Below are 20,700 nucleotides of genomic sequence, written 5' to 3'. Positions count from 1 at the left end.
GTCTTCTGCGCCGCCCGCTTGGACACCACCGACGGATATCGAGCAGGCACTGCTCGACGCCAAGGTACGGGAGGATTGGACCGCGTACTTTGAGACGCTCGCAGAGAACCGACTGTATTTCGAGATTCGGCGGGACAAGGCGGACGCCGAGCCAGGTGGGATCTTTCCCGTGTTCGGGCATGATCTGCGGGCCGGGACTCCGATCTGGGCGGTGTACACCGAGGGCATGCTTCCGGCGCCGGAACCGTACCGGGTTTTCAGTTGGAGTCCGCTCGGCTGGTTCGCCGAGGAGTGGAGACCTACCGATCCTCCGATGATCGTCGTCAATCCCGGCACCCCGTGCGAGGCGTTCCTCCCCGCCGCGCCACCGCACTCCGCAGCTTGGGCACGGCATTCTCGGAACGAGGGCTCTCCGAAGGTATCCATGCGTCTGCGCACACTTGGCGTCGGCGGTCCTCTCCATGGCCCTGTCGCCCATGGACTCGCCTGTGGAGCCCTCCTGTGCGTCAAGAACGGCTTCGCCTGGAACGCCATGGCTTGGCACGGCAGTGGCTACTCCGAAGAGCGCAGACAACTGCGCGAGTGGTGGGGCGTCGCCACCCGAGAGGATTGGCTGTCTGCCCTGGGTGATCTCCTGGCCAGTGAATCGCACAGCAACGCATGGGAGTTCGCCCTCGGACTGCGCCGTACCATCGCCCGTGATTTCGGCGGGCATGTCGACACCGGCTATTGGCGGCAAGCGGTCGACAACGTCATCCGTGGGAGTTCCGAGGGTGTCACCGTGATCACCGACGCCGGAGTCACGAAGACCGAGCCGCGCCCCGAGTCCGAGACAGAAGCCCGTATCGAGGGCGTGCAGCGGCTGATCGGTCGCATCACGCGCTACGAGGCCCGAATGCGTGCCGACGGAGTGCTCGACGAGAACCGATACGTCTCGTCCGCCGACGCGTGGGACCTCGGGCGTGCGTCGAACATGGCGCGGTGGGGGCTCGGGGCGCTGTTCGGGACTCTGAAGGAGACCGAGTCCGCGGTCGTCCAGTCGGGGCGTAAGGCGGCACTCTCATATCGCTCCTGGCAGGACTTCTCCGCCGGTTTCATCCTCGGGCGGTGCTTGCACTTCGACGAGGAGGAGTTTGGGAGTTGGTACCAGGACATGGTTGACGCCCACCGCATCCTGATGACTGAGCCCGGCAGCCCCTGGCTCAACATCCCCTTCCGGTAAGCCCGTTCAGCTCGCACCACACCGTCTTGCGGTCCGCCCCCTGCTCAACTCCCCACCGCAGAGCCAACGCGTCGAGAAGCGCCATGCCCCTGCCGTGTTCGTCCGTTGCCGTCGCCCGGAGCAGGACGGGCAACGCGCGCGGGTCCGGGTCGGTGACCTCGACTCTCGTGTTGCCGGTGTCCGTGTCGCGGACTCGGACGGTCACCGGAGTTCCTTCGCCCACGTGGTCGATCACGTTCGTCACCAGTTCCGTGGCGCAGAGGCGGACGTCGTAGGAGTGGGCGCGGAGGCGGTGGCGTAGTTCCGGCACAGCCTTCGGGGTGGCCAGCAGGTGGAGTTCGAAAGTCACTGTTCCGCCGCCTTGCGGAGAGCCGCGGCGAGTTCGCGGGCCGTAGCCGTGTTGCAGTTCCCGAGCGCGACGAGGCCGGCGGTCAGGATGTCCACGCCCAGGGAGGGCAGCGTGATGTCGTGCAGGGCGAGGGCCTCGCGGAGTTCCTCCACGCAGAGGGTGGTGTCGTAGGGGGTGGACATGAACGGGTGCCTCCTGTGCGTTCCGTGACGAATCACTCACAGGCTGGCGTCCCTCTGGCTACCGTGAAAGGGGGTTCGCGTTCGCGATCCCGGCAGCGGAGGAGGGTGATCGGTGGCCCGGGGCAAGGACATTGACGGCTCGATGAGCGTCCCGACGTTCTACGGCAAGGAGTTGCGGTGGCAGCGGGAGGCGGCGGGGCTGTCGCTGGAGGCGTTCCTTGAGGGGATCTACTACAGCAAGACGTACCTCAGCGACATTGAGCACGGGGAGCGGAGGATGCCGCTTGACCTGGCTCAGCATGCGGATCGGGTGCTGAGGACGAACGGGTTCTTCGAGCGGAACTGTGAGGATGTGCGGAAGGCGCGGAGGGTTGGGCACGCCGCGTACTTCGAAAAGGTGCTGGAAGCAGAGAAGCACGCCACGACCATCGAAGAGTGGTGCCCGATGCTCATCCCGGGGCTGCTTCAGACTCCTGCCTACGCGCGGGCCGCCATCCTGGCGGGTCTCCCGCTGTCCCTTGACGCCGAGGTGGAGGAGAAGGTCAACGCCCGGATGGCCCGCGCCGACCTCTTCGCGGCGGACCATCACACCCCGGAGTACTGGGTGATCCTGCACGAGTCGCTGCTCACCGAACCCCTCCTGACGGCACAGGACATGACCGTGCAGCTCGACCGAATCGTGGAACTCACGCATCGGCGTCGGATCACTCCGCAGATCGTTCCGCGGAAGCAGAAGGCGTATCCGCTCATGGCCGCCTCCATCATGACCATGACGTTTCCGGACGCCCCGCCGCTGGTGTACACCGAGGCGTCCTACAGCGGAGGCACCATCGATGATCCGGCCCTCGTGAGGCAGTACCGCAAGGCATACGATCAGCTCAGGGCTGTCGCGCTGTCACCAGACACGTCCCTCGCCATGATCAAGGCAACGGCAGAGGATTATCGAAATGGCAAGCACCCGGATCGACTTGAGTGACGCTCTCTGGTCCAAGAGCAGCTACAGCAACGAAAGCGGGGGCAACTGCGTCGAGGTGGCCCACAACATCCCCGCCCTCGTCCCCGTACGCGACTCCAAGGCAGTCCCCCACGGCCCCGCCGTCGTCCTCACCGCCTCCGCCTGGGGCCCCTTCATCACCGCCCTCAAGACCGGCGGCAGCCGCTGATCACGCTTGCGACGGGCATCGCAGCGGGTATCGTCGTCGTAGAACAAGAAGCCCCCGCCACGGCCGGAATCCGTGACAGGGGCTCCCTGCAAAGCCAGGAGCTTTGGTGGGAGGTCCCTACTGTTGCTGGGGATCTCCCGCTCCCTGGCGACCTGTTACAACCACCAGAGCCACCACCTCCTCACATGCTTGGCCCACTTCTCCGGCAACAACCGGGTGAGCCGACACACGAGAGTCGGTTTCGGCCTGGCGTGACGTCCCACAGGCGCGCCTCCCTTTTCCTAGGGAGGCGGCTTTTTTCTTGCCCGGCACCGCCTCGCTTCGGGCCGGGCCCCGAGGGGACGGGGCCCGGAACAAGGGAGGCGCACCCGGAGGTGCGTCACATGACGGATATTACCGCCAACTCACCTTTCCTATGGACAACGCAAAAGGCGGCCACCCCCACCCAAGGGGGCAACCGCCTTCAAGCGAACCGGAGTTGGAGGGGGTGGCGTCAGACCGCCGACCCCGCCTTCCACTGCGCCCAGTCCATGTTCCAGCCATTGAGGCCGTTGTCCGGAGACACCGTCTTGTCGCCGGTGTTGGAGACGACGACCACGTCGCCGACGATCGAGTGGTTGTAGAACCACGCGGCGGGCGTGCTCGGGTCGTTCGCGCCCTTCTTGTCCTGGAGACCCACGCAGCCGTGGCTGGTGTTGGTGCTGCCGAAGACGGACGAGGCGCCCCAGTAGTTGCCGTGGATGAACGTGCCGGAGCTGGTCAGGCGGATGGCGTGGGGGACGTCCTTGATGTCGTACTCGCCCTTGCCGTCGTCGTCCGTGAAGCCGACCGTCGCGCCGTTCATCCGGGTCTGGACGAACTTCTCGGACATCACCATCTGGCCGTTGTACGTGGTGTGTTCGGGGGAGCCGGCCGAGATGGGGATCGTCTTGATCACCTTGCCGTCCTGCTCGACCTTCATCTGCTTGGTCTTCGCGTCGACGTACGAGACCTGGTTGCGGCCGATGTGGAAGGTGACCGTCTTCTGCTGCACGCCGTAGACACCGGAGGCGCCCTCGACGCCGTCGAGCGCGAGCTTCAGCGTGACGGTGGAGTTCTCCTTCCAGTAGTCCTCGGGGCGGCAGTCCATGCGCTGGGTGTTGAACCAGTGGCAGACGACCTCCTGGCCGCTGCTGGAGGTGACGGTGATGCCCTTCTGGACGGCGGCCTTGTTGGTGATCGCCTTGTTGAAGTTGATCGAGACCGGCATGCCGACGCCGACCGTGGAGCCGTCCTCGGGGGTGAAGTTTCCTATGAAGCTGTTGGCCGGGGAGACCGTGGTGAAGGAGGCGTTCTCGTGGGCCGCCAGGCCCGCGGAGTCCTTGGCGGTCGCGGCGACCTTGTACGTGGTGGAGCGCTCCAGCTGGGCGCTGGGCTTCCAGCTCAGCTTGTCGGCGGAGATGGTGCCCGCTACGGCCTTGCCGTCCGCGGTCGTCATGGTCACGGCCGTGAGCGTGCCCTTGCTGACGGTGACCGCGGCCGAGTTGTTGATGGAGGCGTTGTCCGAGCCGTCCGCCGGTGTGATCTTGATCTGGGCCGCGGAGGACTTCTTCGCCGCCGCCTCGTCGGCCTTCGACTGTGAACTCTGGCTCGCGTCGCTGCCGGACGACTTGTCGTCGCTGCCGGAACACGCCGTGAGCACGAGCACACCGCCGAGCAGTGCGGACGCGGCCATCAGGCCCTTGCGCCGCTTACTGTCCGTCATCACACGCTTCTCCATCGTTGCCGAAAACCCCTGCCGAATCCCCCGCCGGGAACACAGCCCCGTCCAACCCCGTTTATCCATCTCTAAGAAATCAACGCTACGACCCGTGCGTCCCGTTCCGCTCGTCCCCAGGGTGTGGGGCACACCACGTGCACACCCACACCCCTACGTCCCCCGTGGACCCGGCACGGCTCAGCCGCCCACTGCCGCCCCGTCCGCTTCTTCCTCGTCGCCGTCGACATCATCCTCGTCGAGGTCCCAATCCGGCGAATCCGGGTCGTAGTCGATCTCCTCACTGCTCCACGAGGCCTGGGCGAGCTCGACCCCGGGCATCTCGCTGACCAGGTCGAACGGGTCCACGAGATAGGCGAGGGCCTCGGCGGTGTCTTCCGTCACAGCGTTCTCGGCATGCGACCGCTCGTCGCCGGGCAGCTCCGGATCGTCGGCGATCTTGGCCAGCGCGGCCTGGGTCACGGTGTCCTCGTTCTCGACTTCCAGAACGAGTTCGACACGAAGGCGTACAAAACGTGATGTCTCTGGGGTGCTCATGCCGGGAGCGTACGGCCCACGGCTCCCGCGACTTTCCCACGACCCGCAGAGTTCATTAGCATCGCTCCACACGGCCAATTCGCCAGCGCCACAAGGGGATCGATATTCCGTGTCAACCGCTCGCCGAACGATGCTGACCGCCACCGCCGCGGGCACCCTGCTGGGCGCCCTGTGGTTCGTCCCCTCCGCGCACGCGACGGTGACCGACCAGGCCAGAGTGGAGACTTCGGCGACGCCGACCCCGCAGGCCACCCAGCAGGCACGGGTCACCTCGGCCGACGGGGCGACGGGTGTCACCAGCACCTCGGACGACACCCAGCTCGCCGACACCGGCAGCCCGAACACGACTCCGTACATCTTCGGCGGCACGCTGTTCCTCGGCCTCGGCGCCGGTTTCGTGGCGTATTCGGTACGGCGGGAGCGGCTCGGTTTTTAACTTACTTGACGATTTCATGACGTGGCCTTCATAGTCCGCTCATGAAGAGATCATCGGGCGTACGCCTGTGCGCGGGGGTCGCCGTGAGCGCGCTCTCGTTCGCCCTCGTCACGGGGTGCTCCAGCGGCGGTTCGAACGACGTCAAGAGCGATGCCGAGGACTCCGGCAAGAGTTCCGGCAAGGCGCTCACCTCCGCCGAGTTGAAGAAGCTGGCCCTCGCGAAGGGCGATGTCACCGGCTACGAGGTCGGGTCGGTCGGCAAGACGTACCCCGCGACCAAGAACGCTGTCACCGTAGACAAGGCGCAGTGCCGCCCACTGGCCTGGGCCATGGCCGGGCAGGCGCCGGGCGACGCCGCCGCGGCCACGAACAGGATGGTCACCGAGGCGAAGAAGCCCTCCTCCACCCCTTCCAAGTCCGTGGAGGACATGACCGAGAAGGAGTTCGACGACGCGTTCGGTGCCGCACTGGACCGTACGACCACCGTCGTCGGGCTGTCCTCGTACGACGGCGACGGCGCCGAGAAGACCTTCAAGGCCGTCTCCGACGCGGTCAGGAGCTGCGCCGGCGGCTTCACCATCACCTCGGGCGCCGACGACCAGAAGTACACCGGGATCGCGGCTGAGAAGGCCTCCGGCACCGGTGACGAGTCGGTGGCGTTCGGCGCGAGCGCCGAGATGGAGGACTCCGACGGCCAGACGGGCACCGTGCACACCGAGGTGGTACGGCACGGCACCACCCTCGTCACGTACTACACGGTCAACCTCGGCGCCCTGATGTCGACGAAGACCTACGACGTGCCGTCCGTCGTGATCGACGCCCAGGCCGGCAAGCTGAAGTGACCTGTGGGGCCCTGCCGTTGACGCGCCAGGGCCCCAACTGCCCTACCTCAGCGGCCCGGTGACCTTCTCCACGGCCTCGACCACATGCCCGCCCCGCACGAACGCGTCCGCCGCCGCAAGGTCGGGAGACAGGAAGCGGTCCGGGCCCGGGCCCTCGACTCCCGCCGCCCGTACGGCATCGATGACCGCCTGCGAGGCGGGTGCCGGGTTCAGGCCCTCGCGGAGTTCCACCGCACGGGTGGCCGCGTACAGCTCCACGGCGATGATCCGGGTGAGGTTGTCGACGGCGGTGCGCAGCTTGCGCGCGGCCGACCAGCCCATGGAGACATGGTCCTCCTGCATCGCGGAGGACGGGATCGAGTCGGCGGAGGCCGGTACGGCGAGCCGCTTCATCTCGCTGACCAGGGCCGCCTGGGTGTACTGGGCGATCATGAGCCCGGAGTCGACGCCCGCGTCGTCCGCGAGGAACGGCGGCAGGCCGTGGCTACGGTTCTTGTCGAGCAGCCGGTCGGTACGGCGTTCGGCGATCGAGCCGAGGTCGGCGGCGGCGATGGCGAGGAAGTCGAGGACGTAAGCCACGGGTGCGCCATGGAAGTTGCCGTTGGACTCGACCCGACCGTCGGGCAGCACAACGGGGTTGTCGACGGCCGAGGCCAACTCCCGTTCGGCGACCAGGCGGGCGTGCGCGAGGGTGTCCCGGCCGGCGCCGGCGACCTGCGGGGCGCAGCGCACGGAGTAGGCGTCCTGGACGCGGGGCGCGTCGTCCTGGTGGTGGCCGGTGAGTTCCGAACCGGCAAGCACGGCAAGCATGTTGGCGGCGCTGGCGCCCTGGCCGGGGTGCGGGCGGATGGCGTGCAGCTCGGGCGCGAGGACCTTGTCGGTACCGAGCAGTGCCTCCAGGCTCAACGCGGCTGTGACATCTGCGGACTTGTAGAGCATGTCGAGGTCGGCGAGGGCCATGACCAGCATGCCGAGCATGCCGTCGGTGCCGTTGAGGAGGGCGAGGCCCTCCTTCTCGCGCAGTTCGACGGGGGCGATACCGGCCTCGGCGAGCAGTTCACCTGCCGGTCGCACGACGCCGTCCGGACCCTCGGCGTCGCCCTCGCCCATGAGGGTCAGGGCACAGTGGGAGAGCGGGGCGAGGTCGCCGGAGCAGCCGAGGGAGCCGTACTCGTGGACGACGGGGGTGATGCCGGCGTTGAGCACGTCGGCCATGGTCCGGGCGACCTCGGGCCGGACGCCCGTGTGACCGGAGCAGACGGTCTTGAGCCTCAGGAACATCAGGGCCCGTACGACCTCCCGCTCGACCCGCGGGCCCATGCCGGCGGCGTGCGAGCGGACGATGTTGCGCTGCAACTGGGCGCGGAGTTCCGGGCTGATGTGCCGGGAGGCAAGGGCCCCGAAGCCGGTGCTCACGCCGTACACGGGCTCCGGCTTGGCCGCGAGCGCGTCCACGATCTCCCGCGCGGCGGCGAGCGCCGCGAGGGCCTCACCGGAAAGCTCGATCCGGGCGTCTCCACGCGCCACGGCAAGAACGTCGGACGCGGTGACCCCGGACGTCCCCACCACCACAGTGTGCATATCCATATTCAGGAGCGTACGCATTGAATGCGACAGTGTCACTACCGGGGTACGGGTTGAACCCTTACAGGTAGGTCACGTCAGAGGGTCCCGAAAGCGTCCCCACCAACACCTCACGTCCGCCGCCCCCGAAACCGCCGCCGCTCCGCCGGCATCTCCGGCGACGGCTCGTCCGCCAGGCGTACCACCGGATCGTCCGGGCCGTCCCGCCCCGCGACTACCGGCTTGTCGGCGCGGAGGGCCTTTGCCTGGTACTGGGCCGCGTCCGCGAGGCGGAAGAGGCGGCGGGCCGAGTGGACCGGGCCGATCGGGTCCTCAGTGGACGCGACGCCGCAGGCTACGCCCTCGCCCAGCTCCAACTCGGCCGCGCGGCGGCACAGTTCGGTTGCCGCGTCGACCACCTCGTCGGAGGGCGGGCCGACCGCGAGGAGGCAGAACTCGTCTCCGCCGAGGCGTGCGGCGAGCGCGCCGGGCAGCATCGCGCCGCACAGTGACAGGACCGAGCCGAAGCGTTCGAGGAGCCGGTCGCCGACCGCGTGGCCCCGGGTGTCGTTGACGCGCTTGAGGCCGTTGAGGTCGCAGACGACCAGGCTGACCACGGCGCCGTCACGCCGGTGCCGCTCGACCGCCTCGTCGAGCCGTACGTCGACGGCACGGCGGTTGGCGAGCCCCGTGAGCGCGTCCGTGAAGGCGAGGCGCCGCGCCTCCTCCAGCCGCTCGGTCTGCGCGATCCCGGCCGCGACCACGGAGGCGAGGACCGTCGCGAAGTCGGCGTCGCCCCGGTCGAACACGGGCGCCCCCAACGGCCGCGCCACATACAGCTCCCCCCACGCCCGCCCGTGCAGCACGATCGGGGCCACCACACAGCAGCCGCGCCTACGCCGCCGTAGCGCCGCCACCCGCTGATGGCAGTACCCGGGGCTGCCCGCGGCCGGGCCCTCGGCGGTCTCGACCCAGGCGTCCGGTTCGCCGCCCCCGGCCCACCGCTCGTGCAGGAACTCGGTGATCTCCGGGAACTGGTGCACCGGATAGGTCTCGCCGTCCGGGAACTCCTCCTCACCCTCGGCCCGCTCCCCCACGTTGGCCAGGACCCGCAGCCGCCCCAGTTCCCGCTCCCACACCGACAGCGCGGCGAAACTCCCGGCCAGCGCCCGGCACGCGCCGGACGCCGCCGCCCGCCAGGCCTCGCGCGGGGTGTGCGCCGCCGCCATTCCCTGCGCCAGCTCCACCACGGCCGCCAGCCGCCTGTCCTCACCCATCACTCCAGGCTAGGGAGGTTTGGGGTATATCGGGACATTGATGCGGCGAACAGGTGGCAGCCGACCCCAGCCCCGCGCGACCGCGCCTCTACTCGCCCGGCCACTCCGGCTTGCGCTTCTCGTTGAACGCCGCCACGCCCTCCGCCCGGTCCCCCGAGAACGCCACCGACCGCCACGCCGCGTCCTCGACCTCAAGACCGGCCCGCAGATCCAGCCCGTGCCCCAGCCGCAGCGCCCGCTTGGCCGCCCGCAGGCCGACCGGCGAGTTCGCGGCGATGCGCGCGCCCAGCGCCAGCGCCTCCTCGCGGTCCTGGCCGGCCTCCACCAGGACGTCCACCAGACCCAGACCCGCCGCCTCGGCCGCCGCCAACCGCCGTGCGGTGAAGATCAGTTCGGCCGCCCGGGCCGCGCCCACCCGGCGCGGCAGCAACTGCGTACCGCCGCCCCCGGGGATCACGCCCACGGACACCTCCGGCAGCCCCACCACCGCCGTGGCGTCGGCCACGATCAGGTCGCAGGACAGGGCCAGTTCGAAACCGCCGCCCAGCGCGAAGCCGTGCACGGCGGCGATCGTCGGCATCGGGAGTTCCAGGACACCGGTGTAGGCCCCGCGCGCCAGCGGGCGCTGCCGGACGAGTTCCGCGTCGGTGAGCGAGTTGCGCTCCTTCAGGTCGGCGCCGACGCAGAACGCCCGCTCGTGCGAAGAGGTCACCACGGTCACGCGGACGTCCCGGTCCGCCGCCAGCGCCGCACAGGCCGCGGCGATGGACCCGGCCATCGCGGTGGAGACCGCGTTCATCGCCTTGGGCCGGTCCAGGACGAGTTCCGCGACATGCTCGTGCCGCCGCACCAGCACGAACTCCCCGAACCGCGACTCGGACCGGGTCTCGGAACGCTCCTCGCTCATGACCGCCTCCTGGTTAACGTGGGTTAACAGAACTCGTCCCGATCATCGCACGCGCTCTCCCCGTTCGGGTGACATCCCGCCCAACTCCCGCCGCACCGCCCGTAGAAGCGCATAACGTGCGTCCGCCACAGCACAGGGGAGAGATCGTGACGACGACCACGAAGGCGGAGCCGGTCGAGGGCACCGCGGACACAGAGCCACCGCCCCTCCCCAGGACCCCGCGCGGGCGGCACCGCCGACCCCGGCCCCGCAAGGTCCTGTTCGCCGTCGGCGGGCTCGCCGTGGCCGCCGGGGTGCTGAGCCTCGTACGGATGGCGCCCGAGTCGGGCATCGGCGGGGTGGGCACGGCGGAGGCCGACCCACGCCCGGACCAGGGCACCGACACCGGTGACGGCGCCGACCGTCCGGCCAACGCCGCCGCGACCATCAGCGCCGGCCCGACGGCGTTCCCGTCCGCGACCTCCGTGATGGGCGGGGTGAGCGCGAGCCCGACGGTGGCCACGGTGGCCTCCGGGGTCGTACCGACTCCGTACGCGACGACGGCACCCACGACCATCCCGGAGACGACGACGGCACCCGGCACCGCGGAAGAGCCTCAGGCCCCGGTCTCCCGCCCGACGTCGGCGTCGACTCCGACGGCCACGGCGACAGCCACCGCCACGCCGACACCCACTCCGACCCCCAGCCGGACCGCCAACTCCCCCTCCCCTGCGCCCAGTCGGCCCGGTCTGTGCGTGCCGATCATCGGGCTCTGCGTGGACGGGCTCGGGCAGCACTGAGCCTGGGACGCGGCCGTGTCCGCGAAGTCCCGTCGTCCGCCCGCGGGGCGGGTCTCACGCGCCGCGGAAGCGGCCGGTGTCGCAGCCGGTGCATGCGCTCGCCGCTGCCGGGCGTCGCGAGGCAGGCGGGACCTCGCGGACACGGCCTCTACGCCGGTGACGAGTCCCGGCGGGTGAGGAGCCAGGGTTCGACCACGCCGAGGCCGCGCACCGGGCGCTGCCACATGGGCTGGAGGGCGAAGCGGTACGTCGGTGCCTCCTCGCCCTCCTTCTCGGCGGCGGCCGCGGCCTCGGCGGCCTCCGCCTCGGAGGCGGGGGCCTCGCCGCTGCGGATCAGCTCCTCGGCGAAGGCGCTGTCGACGAGGACGGCGTCGCGGGGAGCTATCGAGGTGAGCCGGGAGGCGAGGTTGACGGTCGTGCCGAAGACGTCGCCCATGCGGGTCGTGACCGTGCCGAAGGCGATGCCGACGCGGAGTTCGGGCATGGTCTCGTCGCCCGCCATGGTCTCGATCAGGCGCAGCGCGATCTCGGCGGCGACCCCGGCGTCGTCCGCGGAGAAGAGGACCTCGTCGCCCAGGGTCTTGATGAGACGGCCGCCGCGCGCGGCCACCAGGTCGGCGGCGGTGGTCTCGAAGGCCTCGACGAGTTCGCCGAGCTCGTCCTCCTCCATGCGGCGGGTGAGGCGGGTGAAACCGACCAGGTCGGCGAAGCCCACGGCCAGGCGCCGGTCGACCATCTCCTCGTCGTCACCGGCCTGGACGACCCGGCCCGCCGAGGCGGCGAGCTGGCGGCGCCAGACGTAGACGAGGAACTCCTCCAGTTCGGGCAGCAGCAGCTCGATGATCGGGTACGTCACCTCGGTGCGGGACATGCCCGGCTCCGGCGGCTCGGTCAGGCCCTCCAGGAACGAGTCCATCTGCCAGCCGGCCAGCCGGGCGGTGGTCTGCCCGGTGGAGCGGGCCACCTGCACGGCCATCGCCTCGCTCAGCAGCCCCGCCTCGACCAGACCGGCGAGCCGCCGTAGCGCGAGGACGTCCGCCTCGGTGAACGCCTTGGCCTGGCCTACGTCGGCGAAGCCCATGGCGCGCCAGAAGCGGGTGGCCAGTTCCATGGAGACACCGGCGGTGCGGGCCGCCTGGAAAGGCGTGTAGCGGCGCTCCGCGCCGAGGATGAGTCCTTCGAGACGCAGCGCGAGCGGATTCTCGCCGGGATCGGCTGCGTCGGCGGCATCGGGGTCCACCCGGCCGTCCGCGTCCGCGCCGGAGCCCGTGTCGTCGACGGTCACGCCTGCTGCCCTTCCGATCTGCCACGGTCAGGTATCGACCGGGCCCAATGCTACGGCAGGTGTGGGCCAGCTCACTCCGTGAGTCGCGCGGAGATGACGGCCACAAGGGCGGTCGGGGTCACGCGGGGCGCAGGTGCACGATGTCTCCCGCCCCCACGGGCTCCTGCACACCGTCCGCCAGGGCCCGGGACCAACCACACGTCACCGGCGATCATCACCACCACTCCGGCGATCCACCTCCCCTACAACCCGGACCAGGCCCGCCACAAACCGACCGTGTCACACGGACACGACGGCCACCACAGCGGCCAAGGTCACGCGGGGCGCAGGTGCACGATGTCTCCCGCCCCCACGGGCTCCTGCACACCGTCCGCCGTGGCCAGGACGAGCCGTCCGTCCCCGTCGATCGCGACGGCCTCGCCGGTGATCGACCGGTCTCCGGGCAGTTCGGCCCGTACCGTACGGCCGAGGGTGGCGCAGCCGGCCGCGTAGGTCTCCTGGAGGCCGCTCTCCACCGGGTCGCCGCCCGCCGCGCGCCACTTGTCGTACCAGTGCTCCAGGGACCGCAGCATGGCCCGCAGCAGGGGGTCGCGGTCCGTGGTGACCGCCCCGGCCAGGGCCAGGGATGCGGCCTGGGGCACCGGAAGCTCGTCCTCGCGCAGGGTGACGTTGATGCCGACGCCGACGATCACGGCGTGGTCCCCGGCGCGCTCGGCGAGGATGCCGCCGGCCTTGCGCTCCTCACCACCGACAGTGACCAGGAGGTCGTTGGGCCACTTGAGTGAGGTGTCGACGCCGGCCGAGCGGGCCAGGCCGGTGGCGACGGCGACCCCGGTGAGCAGCGGGAGCCAGCCCCAGCGGGCCACGGGGACCTCGCCCGGCTCCAGCAGGACGGAGAAGAACAGACCGGAGCGGGCCGGCGCCGTCCACTGCCGGTCGAGACGGCCCCGCCCGGAGGTCTGCTCCTCGGCGACCAGGACGGTGCCCTCGGCGGCCTTGCCCGCGGCGGCCAGGGCCACCAGGTCGGAGTTGGTGGAGCCGGTGCGCTGCACGACCTCCACCCCGGTCCACAGCCCGCCCGCCCGCACGAGTCCGCGCCGCAGCGCGCCGGCGTTGAGGGGAGGCCGTTCCAGATCGGACCAACGGCTGCTGTCGTCTGAGGCATCTCGCGGCGTCATGCAAGCCACCCTAGGTGTGTTGTACGCCGCACTGCCGATCGGTGAACCCGCCACTACTCTACGGATGAGTAACAGTCCCCCCTTTTGAGCAGGCAGGGAGCCGCAATCCCGATGTCCGAGCCGGAAGCGCCCCAAGAGATCGACATCCACACGACCGCCGGAAAGATCGCGGATCTTCACCGCCGTATCCAGGAGGCGACGCACGCCGGCTCGGAACGCGCGGTCGAAAAGCAGCACGCCAAGGGCAAGTTGACGGCCCGTGAGCGGATCGACCTGCTTCTCGACGAGGACTCCTTCGTCGAGTTCGACGAGCTGACCCGGCACCGGTCCACGGACTTCGGCCTGGAGAAGAACCGCCCGTACGGCGACGGGGTCGTCTCCGGCTACGGCACGGTCGACGGGCGTCCCGTGGCCGTGTTCTCCCAGGACTTCACCGTGTTCGGCGGGGCGCTGGGCGAGGTCTACGGCCAGAAGATCGTCAAGGTCATGGACTTCGCGCTGAAGACCGGCTGCCCGGTCATCGGCATCAACGACTCGGGCGGCGCCCGCATCCAGGAGGGCGTGGCCTCCCTCGGGGCGTACGGCGAGATCTTCCGCCGCAACACCCACGCGTCCGGTGTGATCCCGCAGATCAGCCTGGTCGTCGGCCCCTGCGCGGGCGGCGCGGTCTACTCCCCCGCGATCACCGACTTCACGGTGATGGTCGACCAGACCTCGCACATGTTCATCACCGGCCCGGACGTCATCAAGACGGTCACCGGCGAGGACGTCGGCTTCGAGGAGCTGGGCGGGGCGCGGACGCACAACTCGACGTCCGGTGTGGCGCATCACATGGCGGGCGACGAGAAGGACGCCATCGAGTACGTCAAGCAACTGCTGTCGTACCTGCCGTCCAACAACCTCAGCGAGCCCCCGGCGTTCCCGGAGGAGGCGGACCTCGCCGTCACGGACGAGGACCGCGAGCTGGACACGCTGGTCCCGGACAGCGCGAACCAGCCGTACGACATGCACACGGTGATCGAACACGTCCTGGACGACGCCGAGTTCTTCGAGACGCAGCCGCTGTTCGCGCCGAACATCCTCACCGGATTCGGCCGGGTGGAGGGCCGTCCGGTCGGGATCGTCGCCAACCAGCCGATGCAGTTCGCCGGTTGCCTCGACATCGACGCGTCCGAGAAGGCGGCCCGCTTCGTCCGCACCTGCGACGCGTTCAACGTCCCGGTCATCACCTTCGTGGACGTCCCCGGCTTCCTGCCGGGCGTGGACCAGGAGCACACGGGCATCATCCGCCGGGGCGCGAAGCTGATCTACGCGTACGCGGAGGCCACGGTCCCGCTCATCACGGTCATCACCCGCAAGGCCTTCGGCGGCGCCTACGACGTCATGGGCTCCAAGCACCTGGGTGCCGACCTCAACCTCGCCTGGCCGACCGCCCAGATCGCCGTCATGGGCGCCCAGGGCGCGGTCAACATCCTGCACCGGCGCACCATCGCCGAGGCGGAGGCGGCGGGCGACGTCGAGGCGACCCGGGCCCGGCTCATCCAGGAGTACGAGGACGCCCTCCTCAACCCCTACATCGCGGCCGAGCGCGGCTACATCGACGCGGTGGTGCTGCCCTCCGACACCCGCCGCCACGTCGTACGGGGACTGCGCCAGCTGCGCAGCAAGCGCGAGTCCCTGCCTCCGAAGAAGCACGGCAACATCCCCCTGTAGAGGAGCCGTTGTGACGATCAAGGTCGTACGGGGCAACCCGACCCCCGAGGAGCTGGCCGCCGCCCTGGCGGTGGTCAGGGCCCGCGCCGCGGCGGCGGCAGCCACACCGCCCGGCGCCCCGAGGCAGCGCGACGCGTGGTCGGACCCGGCCCGCATCGCGTCCGCCCGGCTGCCCCACCCGGGGCCGAGTGCGTGGACCCGCACCTTCTGGCCGGGCTAAAGACGGTCGGCGACGGCTTCGGCCATCACCTCGTACCCCTCATCGTTGGGGTGCAGATGATCGCCGAAGTCGTACGACGGGTGCAGCCGGTCCGGGTCATCCGGATCGGCCATCACCCGGTTCAGGTCGACGACCTGGTCGAACTCCCCTGAGCAGCGCACCCATTCGTTGACCTCGTGGCTCACCTTCGCCGCGCGCTCACCCCAGTGGTCCGAGCCGCCGAACGGCAGCAAGGTCGCCCCGATCACGGTCAGTCCGCGCGCCTGCCGTATCAACTCCCGGTATCCGGCGACGATTTCATCCGCCTCGACCACTGGCGCCGGTTTGTATGTCGGCTGTTCGTCCGTCTCGCTGAACCCGATGTCGTTGAGGCCCAGCAGCACGACGAGCGTGTCCACCCCGGCAAGTCGCAGCACATCCCGCCCGAGCCTGCGCACACCCCGCTCCCCGTACCACGCGGAGTCGTTGAGCAGCAGGTTCCCGCCGATCCCCGCGTTCAGCACGGGCCGCCCCGTCCGCCCGGCCAGCGCGTCCGACCAGCGCCGGTCGGCCCCCGGCGTCGACCCGAACCCGTCGGTGATCGAGTCGCCGAAGAGCACGATCCCGTCCGTACGCCCCGAGTCGGTCTCGACGGCGGACAAGAAGTACCAGGACTCGCTGGACTCCGTGAACCCCTCCCCGTCCAGCAGACGCCCCGGGCCCCGGTGGCTGGTCGCGAAGGCCTGCGCGTGAAAGGTCGCCGGCCCGGTGGCCGTATCGAAGTAGAGGGTGACAGCCACCGACTCCCCTGCCGCTACGGCGAGTTGGACCGCGTCGCTCACCAACTCCCCCCGCGCCGGCATCTCCCCCTCCACCGCGCCGCCGAAAGTCAGCGGCACTACGGCCCCGCCACGGGCCACGGAACCGGCCGCGATCCGCACCGGCGAGGCCCCGTATGCGTTCGAGAACCGCACCCGCACCCGCTCCCCACCCGCCGTCAGCCGCACGACCTGGCGCACCGACTGCCGCCAGAAACCCTCGCGGGACCAGTTGGGGGTGAAGCCCTCGGCGGGGAGCTGGGGGGACGCGATCCAGGCAGCGGTGAACATAGGACACCTCTCCAAAAGGAACTACGATCCCATTACCTTAACGGAACTGTGGACCCTTTTGGTGGGACGCGGAGAAGTTGAGTACGCGTACTCAGGCGCCCCCGCCCATATCGCCGCAAGCTCGGAATCATGTTGTGGTCCGACCCTGATGACGAGCCTCCCGAGGAGCTGCGGGAGATGCAGGTCATGTTGCGGCGGCTCGGGGTTCTCATGGCACTCGCGATGGTGTTGGCGATGATCGTGATCGGGCTGGCGTGAGCGGTGCGGGCGGCGCCGATACCCTGGCCGTATGACAGATCAGCCGCGCCGCCGACTCGTGCTCGCCTCCCAGTCCCCCGCCCGGCTGGGCCTGTTGCGGCAGGCCGGGCTCGATCCCGAGGTGATCGTGAGCGGGGTGGACGAGGACGCCGTCAGCGCCCCCACCCCGGCCGAGCTGGCCCTCGCCCTCGCCGAGGCGAAGGCCTCCGTCGTCGCCGCGAAGCCCGAGGTCATGGGTGCGCTGGTGATCGGCTGCGACTCGGTGCTCGACCTGGACGGCGAGGCCCTCGGCAAACCCGCCGACGCCGAGGAGGCCACCGCCCGCTGGAAGTCGATGCGCGGCCGGGCCGGCACCCTCCAGACCGGTCACTGCGTCTACGACACGACGAGCGGCCGGTATGTCTCGGCGACCGCGTCCACCGTCGTCCGTTTCGGCGAACCGACCGACGCCGAGGTCGCCGCGTACGTCGCCTCGGGCGAACCCCTTTACGTCGCCGGTGCGTTCACCCTCGACGGGCGCTCGGCGCCGTTCATCGAGGGCATCGACGGCGACCACGGCAATGTGATCGGCATCAGCCTGCCGCTGGTTCGCCGCCTGCTGGCCCAACTGGGCGTCGGCATCACGGAGTTGTGGACCCCGTCGGAGGGATGATCAGGAGGGGCTGGGAGCCGGCGGCGGGGTGATCGGCGCCGGGTCCTTGTCGGGCTGCCCGGGGCCCTCCGGCGCCGGGGCCGCGTCCGAGGGGCCCGCGAGACGGTCGTAGGTCATCAGCAGCAGGACGACCAGGCCGAGCACCGCGACCATGAACAGGAACGCGCCGGTGCCCACCATGGCCCACGCGAACGCGCCCAGCAGCCCGTGCACCACCGCCACACTGATCAGCAGGACGCGGCCGAGGCCGGCCGGGGCGCGGTCGCGCAGCGCGACGAGCAGGGCGACCACACCACACAGGGCGAAGTAGAGACCGAAGACGACTCCACCGGCCTTCGAGCCCACGGACATGGCGTCCGGGTCGAGGCCCGCCAGGGACATGTCCTGGCGGTCGACGACGATCCCCAGGAACCAGTTCAGCGCCGCCACGCCGACGGCCTCCGCGAAAAGGACGACCGCCAAGATCCAAGCCACCGGCCTGCGCACCACCGGCCCCCACCTGCTTCCGTTCGAGACTCCCCCGAACGCTACTAACGGGTAAACCGCGGGACAAGGGTTGTGGCGGGGGCAAAGAATCATTGGGCCATTCGTAGGGACTCCACAAAGAAACGGCGTGGCGCGCGGCACGCTCTCACAGAGACCTTGACCACATCGGAGGGCTAGGGTTTTACGGCGGAGTCCTGCGTACCGAGGTGCGACAAGGGGTTTCGCGGGTCGAGCGGGCCTCGCATCACGCTCCGTGTGGGCAAGCTCACCACTGGGGACGGGTCGATGCGTCGTGTCGGCAGTCCCTAAACTCGGCTTGTTTCAAGGAGGGAGCCTCAATCGTGCGCAAGGTGCTCATCGCCAATCGTGGCGAAATCGCTGTCCGCGTAGCCCGGGCCTGCCGGGACGCCGGGATCGCGAGCGTGGCCGTATACGCCGACCCGGACCGGGACGCTCTGCATGTCCGCGCCGCGGATGAGGCGTTCGCCCTGGGCGGTGACACTCCCGCGAGCAGCTACCTGGACATCGGCAAGGTCCTGAACGCCGCCCGCGAGTCCGGTGCCGACGCCATCCACCCCGGCTACGGCTTCCTGTCGGAGAACGCCGAGTTCGCCCAGGCGGTCCTCGACGCGGACCTGATCTGGATCGGCCCGCCCCCGCAGGCCATCCGCGACCTCGGCGACAAGGTCGCCGCCCGGCACATCGCGCAGCGCGCCGGCGCGCCCCTGGTGGCCGGCACCCCCGACCCCGTCTCCGGCTCGGAGGAGGTCGTCGCCTTCGCGCAGGAGCACGGGCTGCCCATCGCGATCAAGGCCGCCTTCGGTGGCGGCGGCCGGGGCCTGAAGGTCGCCCGGACGCTGGAAGAGGTTCCCGAGCTGTACGACTCCGCCGTCCGCGAGGCGGTCGCCGCCTTCGGGCGCGGTGAGTGCTTCGTCGAGCGCTACCTCGACAAGCCCCGGCACGTGGAGACGCAGTGCCTGGCCGACAGCCACGGCAACGTCGTCGTCGTATCGACGCGTGACTGCTCGCTGCAGCGCCGCCACCAGAAGCTGGTGGAGGAGGCGCCCGCGCCGTTCCTCTCCGACGAGCAGGTCGCCGAGCTGTACGCGTCCTCGAAGGCGATCCTGAAGGAGGCCGGCTACGTCGGCGCCGGGACCGTCGAGTTCCTCGTCGGCCAGGACGGCACCATCTCCTTCCTGGAGGTCAACACCCGCCTCCAGGTCGAGCACCCGGTCACCGAGGAGGTCTCAGGCCTCGACCTCGTCCGCGAGATGTTCCGCATCGCCGACGGCGAGGAACTCGGCTACGGCGACCCCGAACTGCGCGGCCACTCCTTCGAGTTCCGCATCAACGGCGAGGACCCCGGCCGCGGCTTCCTGCCCGCCCCCGGCACCGTCACCGCCTTCAACCCGCCGTCGGGTCCCGGTGTCCGCCTGGACGCGGGCGTCGAGTCCGGCAGCGTGATCGGCCCGGCGTGGGACTCCCTCCTCGCCAAGCTGATCGTCACCGGCGCCACCCGCGAGCAGGCGTTGCAGCGGGCCGCCCGTGCGCTGGCCGAGTTCCAGGTCGAGGGCATGGCCACCGCCATCCCCTTCCACCGGGCGGTCGTCACCGATCCCGCGTTCGCCCCCGAACTCACCGGCTCCGCCGACCCGTTCACGGTGCACACCCGCTGGATCGAGACCGAGTTCGTCAACGAGATCAAGCCCTTCGCCGCCGCCACGGACACCGAGGCGGACGAGGACACCGACCGCGAGACGATCGTCGTCGAGGTCGGCGGCAAGCGCCTGGAGGTCTCCCTCCCCGTCTCGCTCGGCATGTCACTGGCCCGTACGGGTCTCGCGGCGGGTGCCAAGCCCAAGCGGCGGGCGGCCAGGAAGTCCGGCCCGGTCGCCTCCGGCGACACCCTCGCCTCCCCGATGCAGGGCACGATCGTCAAGGTCGCGGTCGAGGAGGGCCAGGAGGTCAAGGAGGGCGACCTCATCGTCGTCCTTGAGGCCATGAAGATGGAACAGCCGCTGAACGCCCACAAGTCCGGCACCATCAAGGGCCTCGGCGCGGAAGTCGGTGCCTCCATCACCTCCGGCGCCGCGATCTGCGAGATCAAGGACTGACCCACAGCACGTCGAGAGGTGCCCGGCCGACAGGAACAGCCTGTCCGCCGGGCACCTCTGTAATGTGACGGGACAACGCGGCGGCGCGCCGAGGAGGGCGGAGGGGACCCATGGCCAACACAGCCAGGCCACCGGCGGGCCTGCGTGCCGACGCCCGCCGCAACTACGAGCGGCTGCTCGCCGAGGCCCGCGTCTCCTTCGCCGCGCACGGCACGGACGCGTCCCTGGAGGACGTGGCCCGCCGCGCGGGCGTCGGCATCGGCACCCTGTATCGCCACTTCCCGAACCGGCAGTCCCTGATGAGCGCGGTCTTCGAGGACGCGGTGGGTGAACTCCTCGCCCGGTCAAGGGAGTTGCTGTCCGCGCCGGAGCCGTGTGCGGCGCTGGTGACATGGTTGCGGGAGATCGTCGCCCACGCCGGTGAGTACCGGGGGTTGGCGCGGGCGTTGATGGCGGTGGCGCATGACGACTCGTCGGCGTTGGGACGGTGCAGTGGCCCTATCCGGGAGGCCGGGGGCGCCTTGCTGTCCCGGGCGCAGGTCGCCGGGGCCGTACGGGAGGACGTCGAGATCGGCGACCTGCTGCAACTGACCCATGCGATCGCGCTCGCGGCGGAGGAGGACCCTGGGGATGCGGGGCTGGCCGACCGGTTGCTGGCGTTGACCTTGCGAGGGCTGAAGGCGTAGTCACCCG

23 protein-coding genes are annotated in these 20,700 nt (G+C 70.1%); 12 read left to right on the top strand and 11 right to left on the bottom strand.

The features are described from left to right. Window positions 1-424 precede the first annotated feature (424 nt). On the top strand, window positions 425-1,222 hold the full coding sequence (locus tag ABZT04_RS06125; protein ID WP_356053453.1) for a DUF1266 domain-containing protein: 798 nt from the start codon (window positions 425-427) through the stop codon (window positions 1,220-1,222). On the opposite strand, the gene ABZT04_RS06120 is transcribed toward ABZT04_RS06125, so the two are convergent. Then, window positions 1,203-1,571: an ATP-binding protein gene (locus ABZT04_RS06120; RefSeq protein WP_356053451.1), complete on the bottom strand. Its 369-nt coding sequence runs from the start codon at window positions 1,569-1,571 to the stop codon at window positions 1,203-1,205. The genes ABZT04_RS06125 and ABZT04_RS06120 overlap by 20 nt on opposite strands. Then, the gene (locus ABZT04_RS06115) at window positions 1,568-1,753 is read right to left on the bottom strand and encodes a hypothetical protein (RefSeq protein WP_356053449.1); all 186 of its coding nucleotides are present in this window, start codon (window positions 1,751-1,753) and stop codon (window positions 1,568-1,570) included. The genes ABZT04_RS06120 and ABZT04_RS06115 overlap by 4 nt, the downstream gene beginning before the upstream one ends. 112 nt (window positions 1,754-1,865) lie before the next feature. Between ABZT04_RS06115 and ABZT04_RS06110 the strand changes: the two genes are divergently transcribed. Both ABZT04_RS06110 and ABZT04_RS06105 read left to right on the top strand, forming a co-directional pair. Beyond that, window positions 1,866-2,729 carry a helix-turn-helix transcriptional regulator gene (locus tag ABZT04_RS06110; protein WP_356053447.1) on the top strand — a complete coding sequence of 288 codons (864 nt, stop codon included), beginning with the start codon at window positions 1,866-1,868 and terminating at the stop codon, window positions 2,727-2,729. After that, on the top strand, window positions 2,701-2,916 hold the full coding sequence (locus tag ABZT04_RS06105) for a DUF397 domain-containing protein (protein WP_356053445.1): 216 nt from the start codon (window positions 2,701-2,703) through the stop codon (window positions 2,914-2,916). Before ABZT04_RS06110 ends, ABZT04_RS06105 begins: the two co-directional genes overlap by 29 nt. Before the next feature lie 493 nt (window positions 2,917-3,409). On the opposite strand, the gene ABZT04_RS06100 is transcribed toward ABZT04_RS06105, so the two are convergent. Then, complete coding sequence (locus tag ABZT04_RS06100) at window positions 3,410-4,660, bottom strand: Ig-like domain-containing protein (protein ID WP_356053443.1); 1,251 nt, start codon at window positions 4,658-4,660, stop codon at window positions 3,410-3,412. Between the two features lie 192 nt (window positions 4,661-4,852). Further along, a complete protein-coding gene (locus tag ABZT04_RS06095) occupies window positions 4,853-5,209 on the bottom strand; it encodes a hypothetical protein (RefSeq protein WP_356053441.1) in 357 nt (118 codons plus the stop codon). Between the two features lie 130 nt (window positions 5,210-5,339). On the opposite strand from ABZT04_RS06095, the gene ABZT04_RS06090 reads away from it, so the two are divergent. Then, window positions 5,340-5,645 carry a hypothetical protein gene (locus tag ABZT04_RS06090; protein WP_356053843.1) on the top strand — a complete coding sequence of 102 codons (306 nt, stop codon included), beginning with the start codon at window positions 5,340-5,342 and terminating at the stop codon, window positions 5,643-5,645. Between the two features lie 41 nt (window positions 5,646-5,686). Then, window positions 5,687-6,487: a hypothetical protein gene (locus tag ABZT04_RS06085; protein WP_356053439.1), complete on the top strand. Its 801-nt coding sequence runs from the start codon at window positions 5,687-5,689 to the stop codon at window positions 6,485-6,487. 42 nt (window positions 6,488-6,529) lie between these two features. Here the strand turns inward: ABZT04_RS06085 and hutH are convergent, their stop codons facing one another. From hutH to ABZT04_RS06070, 3 genes are all read right to left on the bottom strand, one after another. Then, the gene (hutH, locus tag ABZT04_RS06080; protein ID WP_356053841.1) at window positions 6,530-8,068 is read right to left on the bottom strand and encodes a histidine ammonia-lyase; all 1,539 of its coding nucleotides are present in this window, start codon (window positions 8,066-8,068) and stop codon (window positions 6,530-6,532) included. Between the two features lie 113 nt (window positions 8,069-8,181). Next, on the bottom strand, window positions 8,182-9,327 hold the full coding sequence (locus ABZT04_RS06075; RefSeq protein WP_356053437.1) for a sensor domain-containing diguanylate cyclase: 1,146 nt from the start codon (window positions 9,325-9,327) through the stop codon (window positions 8,182-8,184). Window positions 9,328-9,415: 88 nt separating this feature from the next. Next, window positions 9,416-10,234 carry an enoyl-CoA hydratase-related protein gene (locus ABZT04_RS06070; RefSeq protein ID WP_356053435.1) on the bottom strand — a complete coding sequence of 273 codons (819 nt, stop codon included), beginning with the start codon at window positions 10,232-10,234 and terminating at the stop codon, window positions 9,416-9,418. A 146-nt stretch (window positions 10,235-10,380) separates the two neighbouring features. Between ABZT04_RS06070 and ABZT04_RS06065 the strand changes: the two genes are divergently transcribed. Beyond that, entirely contained in the window at window positions 10,381-11,013 is a 633-nt protein-coding gene (locus ABZT04_RS06065; protein WP_356053433.1) for a hypothetical protein, read from the top strand. A gap of 148 nt (window positions 11,014-11,161) precedes the next feature. Here ABZT04_RS06065 and ABZT04_RS06060 read toward each other — a convergent pair whose 3' ends face one another. Beyond that, on the bottom strand, window positions 11,162-12,298 hold the full coding sequence (locus ABZT04_RS06060; protein WP_356053432.1) for an adenylate/guanylate cyclase domain-containing protein: 1,137 nt from the start codon (window positions 12,296-12,298) through the stop codon (window positions 11,162-11,164). A 314-nt stretch (window positions 12,299-12,612) separates the two neighbouring features. Next, window positions 12,613-13,476, bottom strand: coding sequence for a biotin--[acetyl-CoA-carboxylase] ligase (locus ABZT04_RS06055; RefSeq protein WP_356053431.1), 864 nt, complete (start codon window positions 13,474-13,476; stop codon window positions 12,613-12,615). A 111-nt stretch (window positions 13,477-13,587) separates the two neighbouring features. Here ABZT04_RS06055 and ABZT04_RS06050 point away from each other — a divergent pair, with 111 nt between their 5' ends. Both ABZT04_RS06050 and ABZT04_RS06045 read left to right on the top strand, forming a co-directional pair. Then, window positions 13,588-15,189 carry an acyl-CoA carboxylase subunit beta gene (locus ABZT04_RS06050; RefSeq protein WP_356053429.1) on the top strand — a complete coding sequence of 534 codons (1,602 nt, stop codon included), beginning with the start codon at window positions 13,588-13,590 and terminating at the stop codon, window positions 15,187-15,189. Window positions 15,190-15,199: 10 nt separating this feature from the next. Beyond that, a complete protein-coding gene (locus tag ABZT04_RS06045; protein ID WP_355903257.1) occupies window positions 15,200-15,409 on the top strand; it encodes an acyl-CoA carboxylase subunit epsilon in 210 nt (69 codons plus the stop codon). Here ABZT04_RS06045 and ABZT04_RS06040 read toward each other — a convergent pair. Then, a complete protein-coding gene (locus ABZT04_RS06040; protein ID WP_356053427.1) occupies window positions 15,406-16,497 on the bottom strand; it encodes an SGNH/GDSL hydrolase family protein in 1,092 nt (363 codons plus the stop codon). The genes ABZT04_RS06045 and ABZT04_RS06040 overlap by 4 nt on opposite strands. A 129-nt stretch (window positions 16,498-16,626) precedes the next feature. Here ABZT04_RS06040 and ABZT04_RS06035 point away from each other — a divergent pair, with 129 nt between their 5' ends. Both ABZT04_RS06035 and ABZT04_RS06030 read left to right on the top strand, forming a co-directional pair. Next, window positions 16,627-16,755: a hypothetical protein gene (locus tag ABZT04_RS06035; protein WP_355903251.1), complete on the top strand. Its 129-nt coding sequence runs from the start codon at window positions 16,627-16,629 to the stop codon at window positions 16,753-16,755. Window positions 16,756-16,786: 31 nt separating this feature from the next. Continuing rightward, a complete protein-coding gene (locus ABZT04_RS06030; RefSeq protein WP_355903248.1) occupies window positions 16,787-17,407 on the top strand; it encodes a nucleoside triphosphate pyrophosphatase in 621 nt (206 codons plus the stop codon). Here the strand turns inward: ABZT04_RS06030 and ABZT04_RS06025 are convergent, their stop codons facing one another. Further along, a complete protein-coding gene (locus ABZT04_RS06025; RefSeq protein ID WP_356053424.1) occupies window positions 17,408-17,896 on the bottom strand; it encodes a hypothetical protein in 489 nt (162 codons plus the stop codon). A gap of 338 nt (window positions 17,897-18,234) precedes the next feature. Between ABZT04_RS06025 and ABZT04_RS06020 the strand changes: the two genes are divergently transcribed. Then, the gene (locus ABZT04_RS06020) at window positions 18,235-20,007 is read left to right on the top strand and encodes a biotin carboxylase N-terminal domain-containing protein (protein ID WP_356053422.1); all 1,773 of its coding nucleotides are present in this window, start codon (window positions 18,235-18,237) and stop codon (window positions 20,005-20,007) included. 110 nt (window positions 20,008-20,117) lie between these two features. After that, entirely contained in the window at window positions 20,118-20,693 is a 576-nt protein-coding gene (locus ABZT04_RS06015) for a helix-turn-helix domain-containing protein (RefSeq protein ID WP_356053420.1), read from the top strand. The last annotated feature ends 7 nt before the right edge of the window (window positions 20,694-20,700 follow it).

The organism is Streptomyces sp. NPDC005492, assembly GCF_040605995.1.
Classification (GTDB): Bacteria; Actinomycetota; Actinomycetes; order Streptomycetales; family Streptomycetaceae; genus Streptomyces.
The sequence above is the reverse complement of the archived record's forward strand: the minus strand, read 5'-3'. Positions and strand labels throughout refer to the sequence as shown.

What these genes read in the sequence shown, in the direction of transcription:
- ABZT04_RS06125 (WP_356053453.1), top strand. Translation starts at nt 425, where the DNA reads ATGCGTCTGCGCACACTTGGCGTCGGCGGTCCTCTCCATGGCCCTGTC.
- ABZT04_RS06115 (WP_356053449.1), bottom strand. Translation starts at nt 1,753, where the DNA reads ATGTCCACCCCCTACGACACCACCCTCTGCGTGGAGGAACTCCGCGAG.
- ABZT04_RS06105 (WP_356053445.1), top strand. Translation starts at nt 2,701, where the DNA reads ATGGCAAGCACCCGGATCGACTTGAGTGACGCTCTCTGGTCCAAGAGC.
- ABZT04_RS06100 (WP_356053443.1), bottom strand. Translation starts at nt 4,660, where the DNA reads ATGACGGACAGTAAGCGGCGCAAGGGCCTGATGGCCGCGTCCGCACTG.
- ABZT04_RS06095 (WP_356053441.1), bottom strand. Translation starts at nt 5,209, where the DNA reads ATGAGCACCCCAGAGACATCACGTTTTGTACGCCTTCGTGTCGAACTC.
- ABZT04_RS06090 (WP_356053843.1), top strand. Translation starts at nt 5,340, where the DNA reads ATGCTGACCGCCACCGCCGCGGGCACCCTGCTGGGCGCCCTGTGGTTC.
- ABZT04_RS06085 (WP_356053439.1), top strand. Translation starts at nt 5,687, where the DNA reads ATGAAGAGATCATCGGGCGTACGCCTGTGCGCGGGGGTCGCCGTGAGC.
- hutH (WP_356053841.1), bottom strand. Translation starts at nt 8,068, where the DNA reads ATGCACACTGTGGTGGTGGGGACGTCCGGGGTCACCGCGTCCGACGTT.
- ABZT04_RS06075 (WP_356053437.1), bottom strand. Translation starts at nt 9,327, where the DNA reads ATGGGTGAGGACAGGCGGCTGGCGGCCGTGGTGGAGCTGGCGCAGGGA.
- ABZT04_RS06070 (WP_356053435.1), bottom strand. Translation starts at nt 10,234, where the DNA reads ATGAGCGAGGAGCGTTCCGAGACCCGGTCCGAGTCGCGGTTCGGGGAG.
- ABZT04_RS06055 (WP_356053431.1), bottom strand. Translation starts at nt 13,476, where the DNA reads ATGACGCCGCGAGATGCCTCAGACGACAGCAGCCGTTGGTCCGATCTG.
- ABZT04_RS06050 (WP_356053429.1), top strand. Translation starts at nt 13,588, where the DNA reads ATGTCCGAGCCGGAAGCGCCCCAAGAGATCGACATCCACACGACCGCC.
- ABZT04_RS06040 (WP_356053427.1), bottom strand. Translation starts at nt 16,497, where the DNA reads ATGTTCACCGCTGCCTGGATCGCGTCCCCCCAGCTCCCCGCCGAGGGC.
- ABZT04_RS06035 (WP_355903251.1), top strand. Translation starts at nt 16,627, where the DNA reads ATGTTGTGGTCCGACCCTGATGACGAGCCTCCCGAGGAGCTGCGGGAG.
- ABZT04_RS06030 (WP_355903248.1), top strand. Translation starts at nt 16,787, where the DNA reads ATGACAGATCAGCCGCGCCGCCGACTCGTGCTCGCCTCCCAGTCCCCC.
- ABZT04_RS06015 (WP_356053420.1), top strand. Translation starts at nt 20,118, where the DNA reads ATGGCCAACACAGCCAGGCCACCGGCGGGCCTGCGTGCCGACGCCCGC.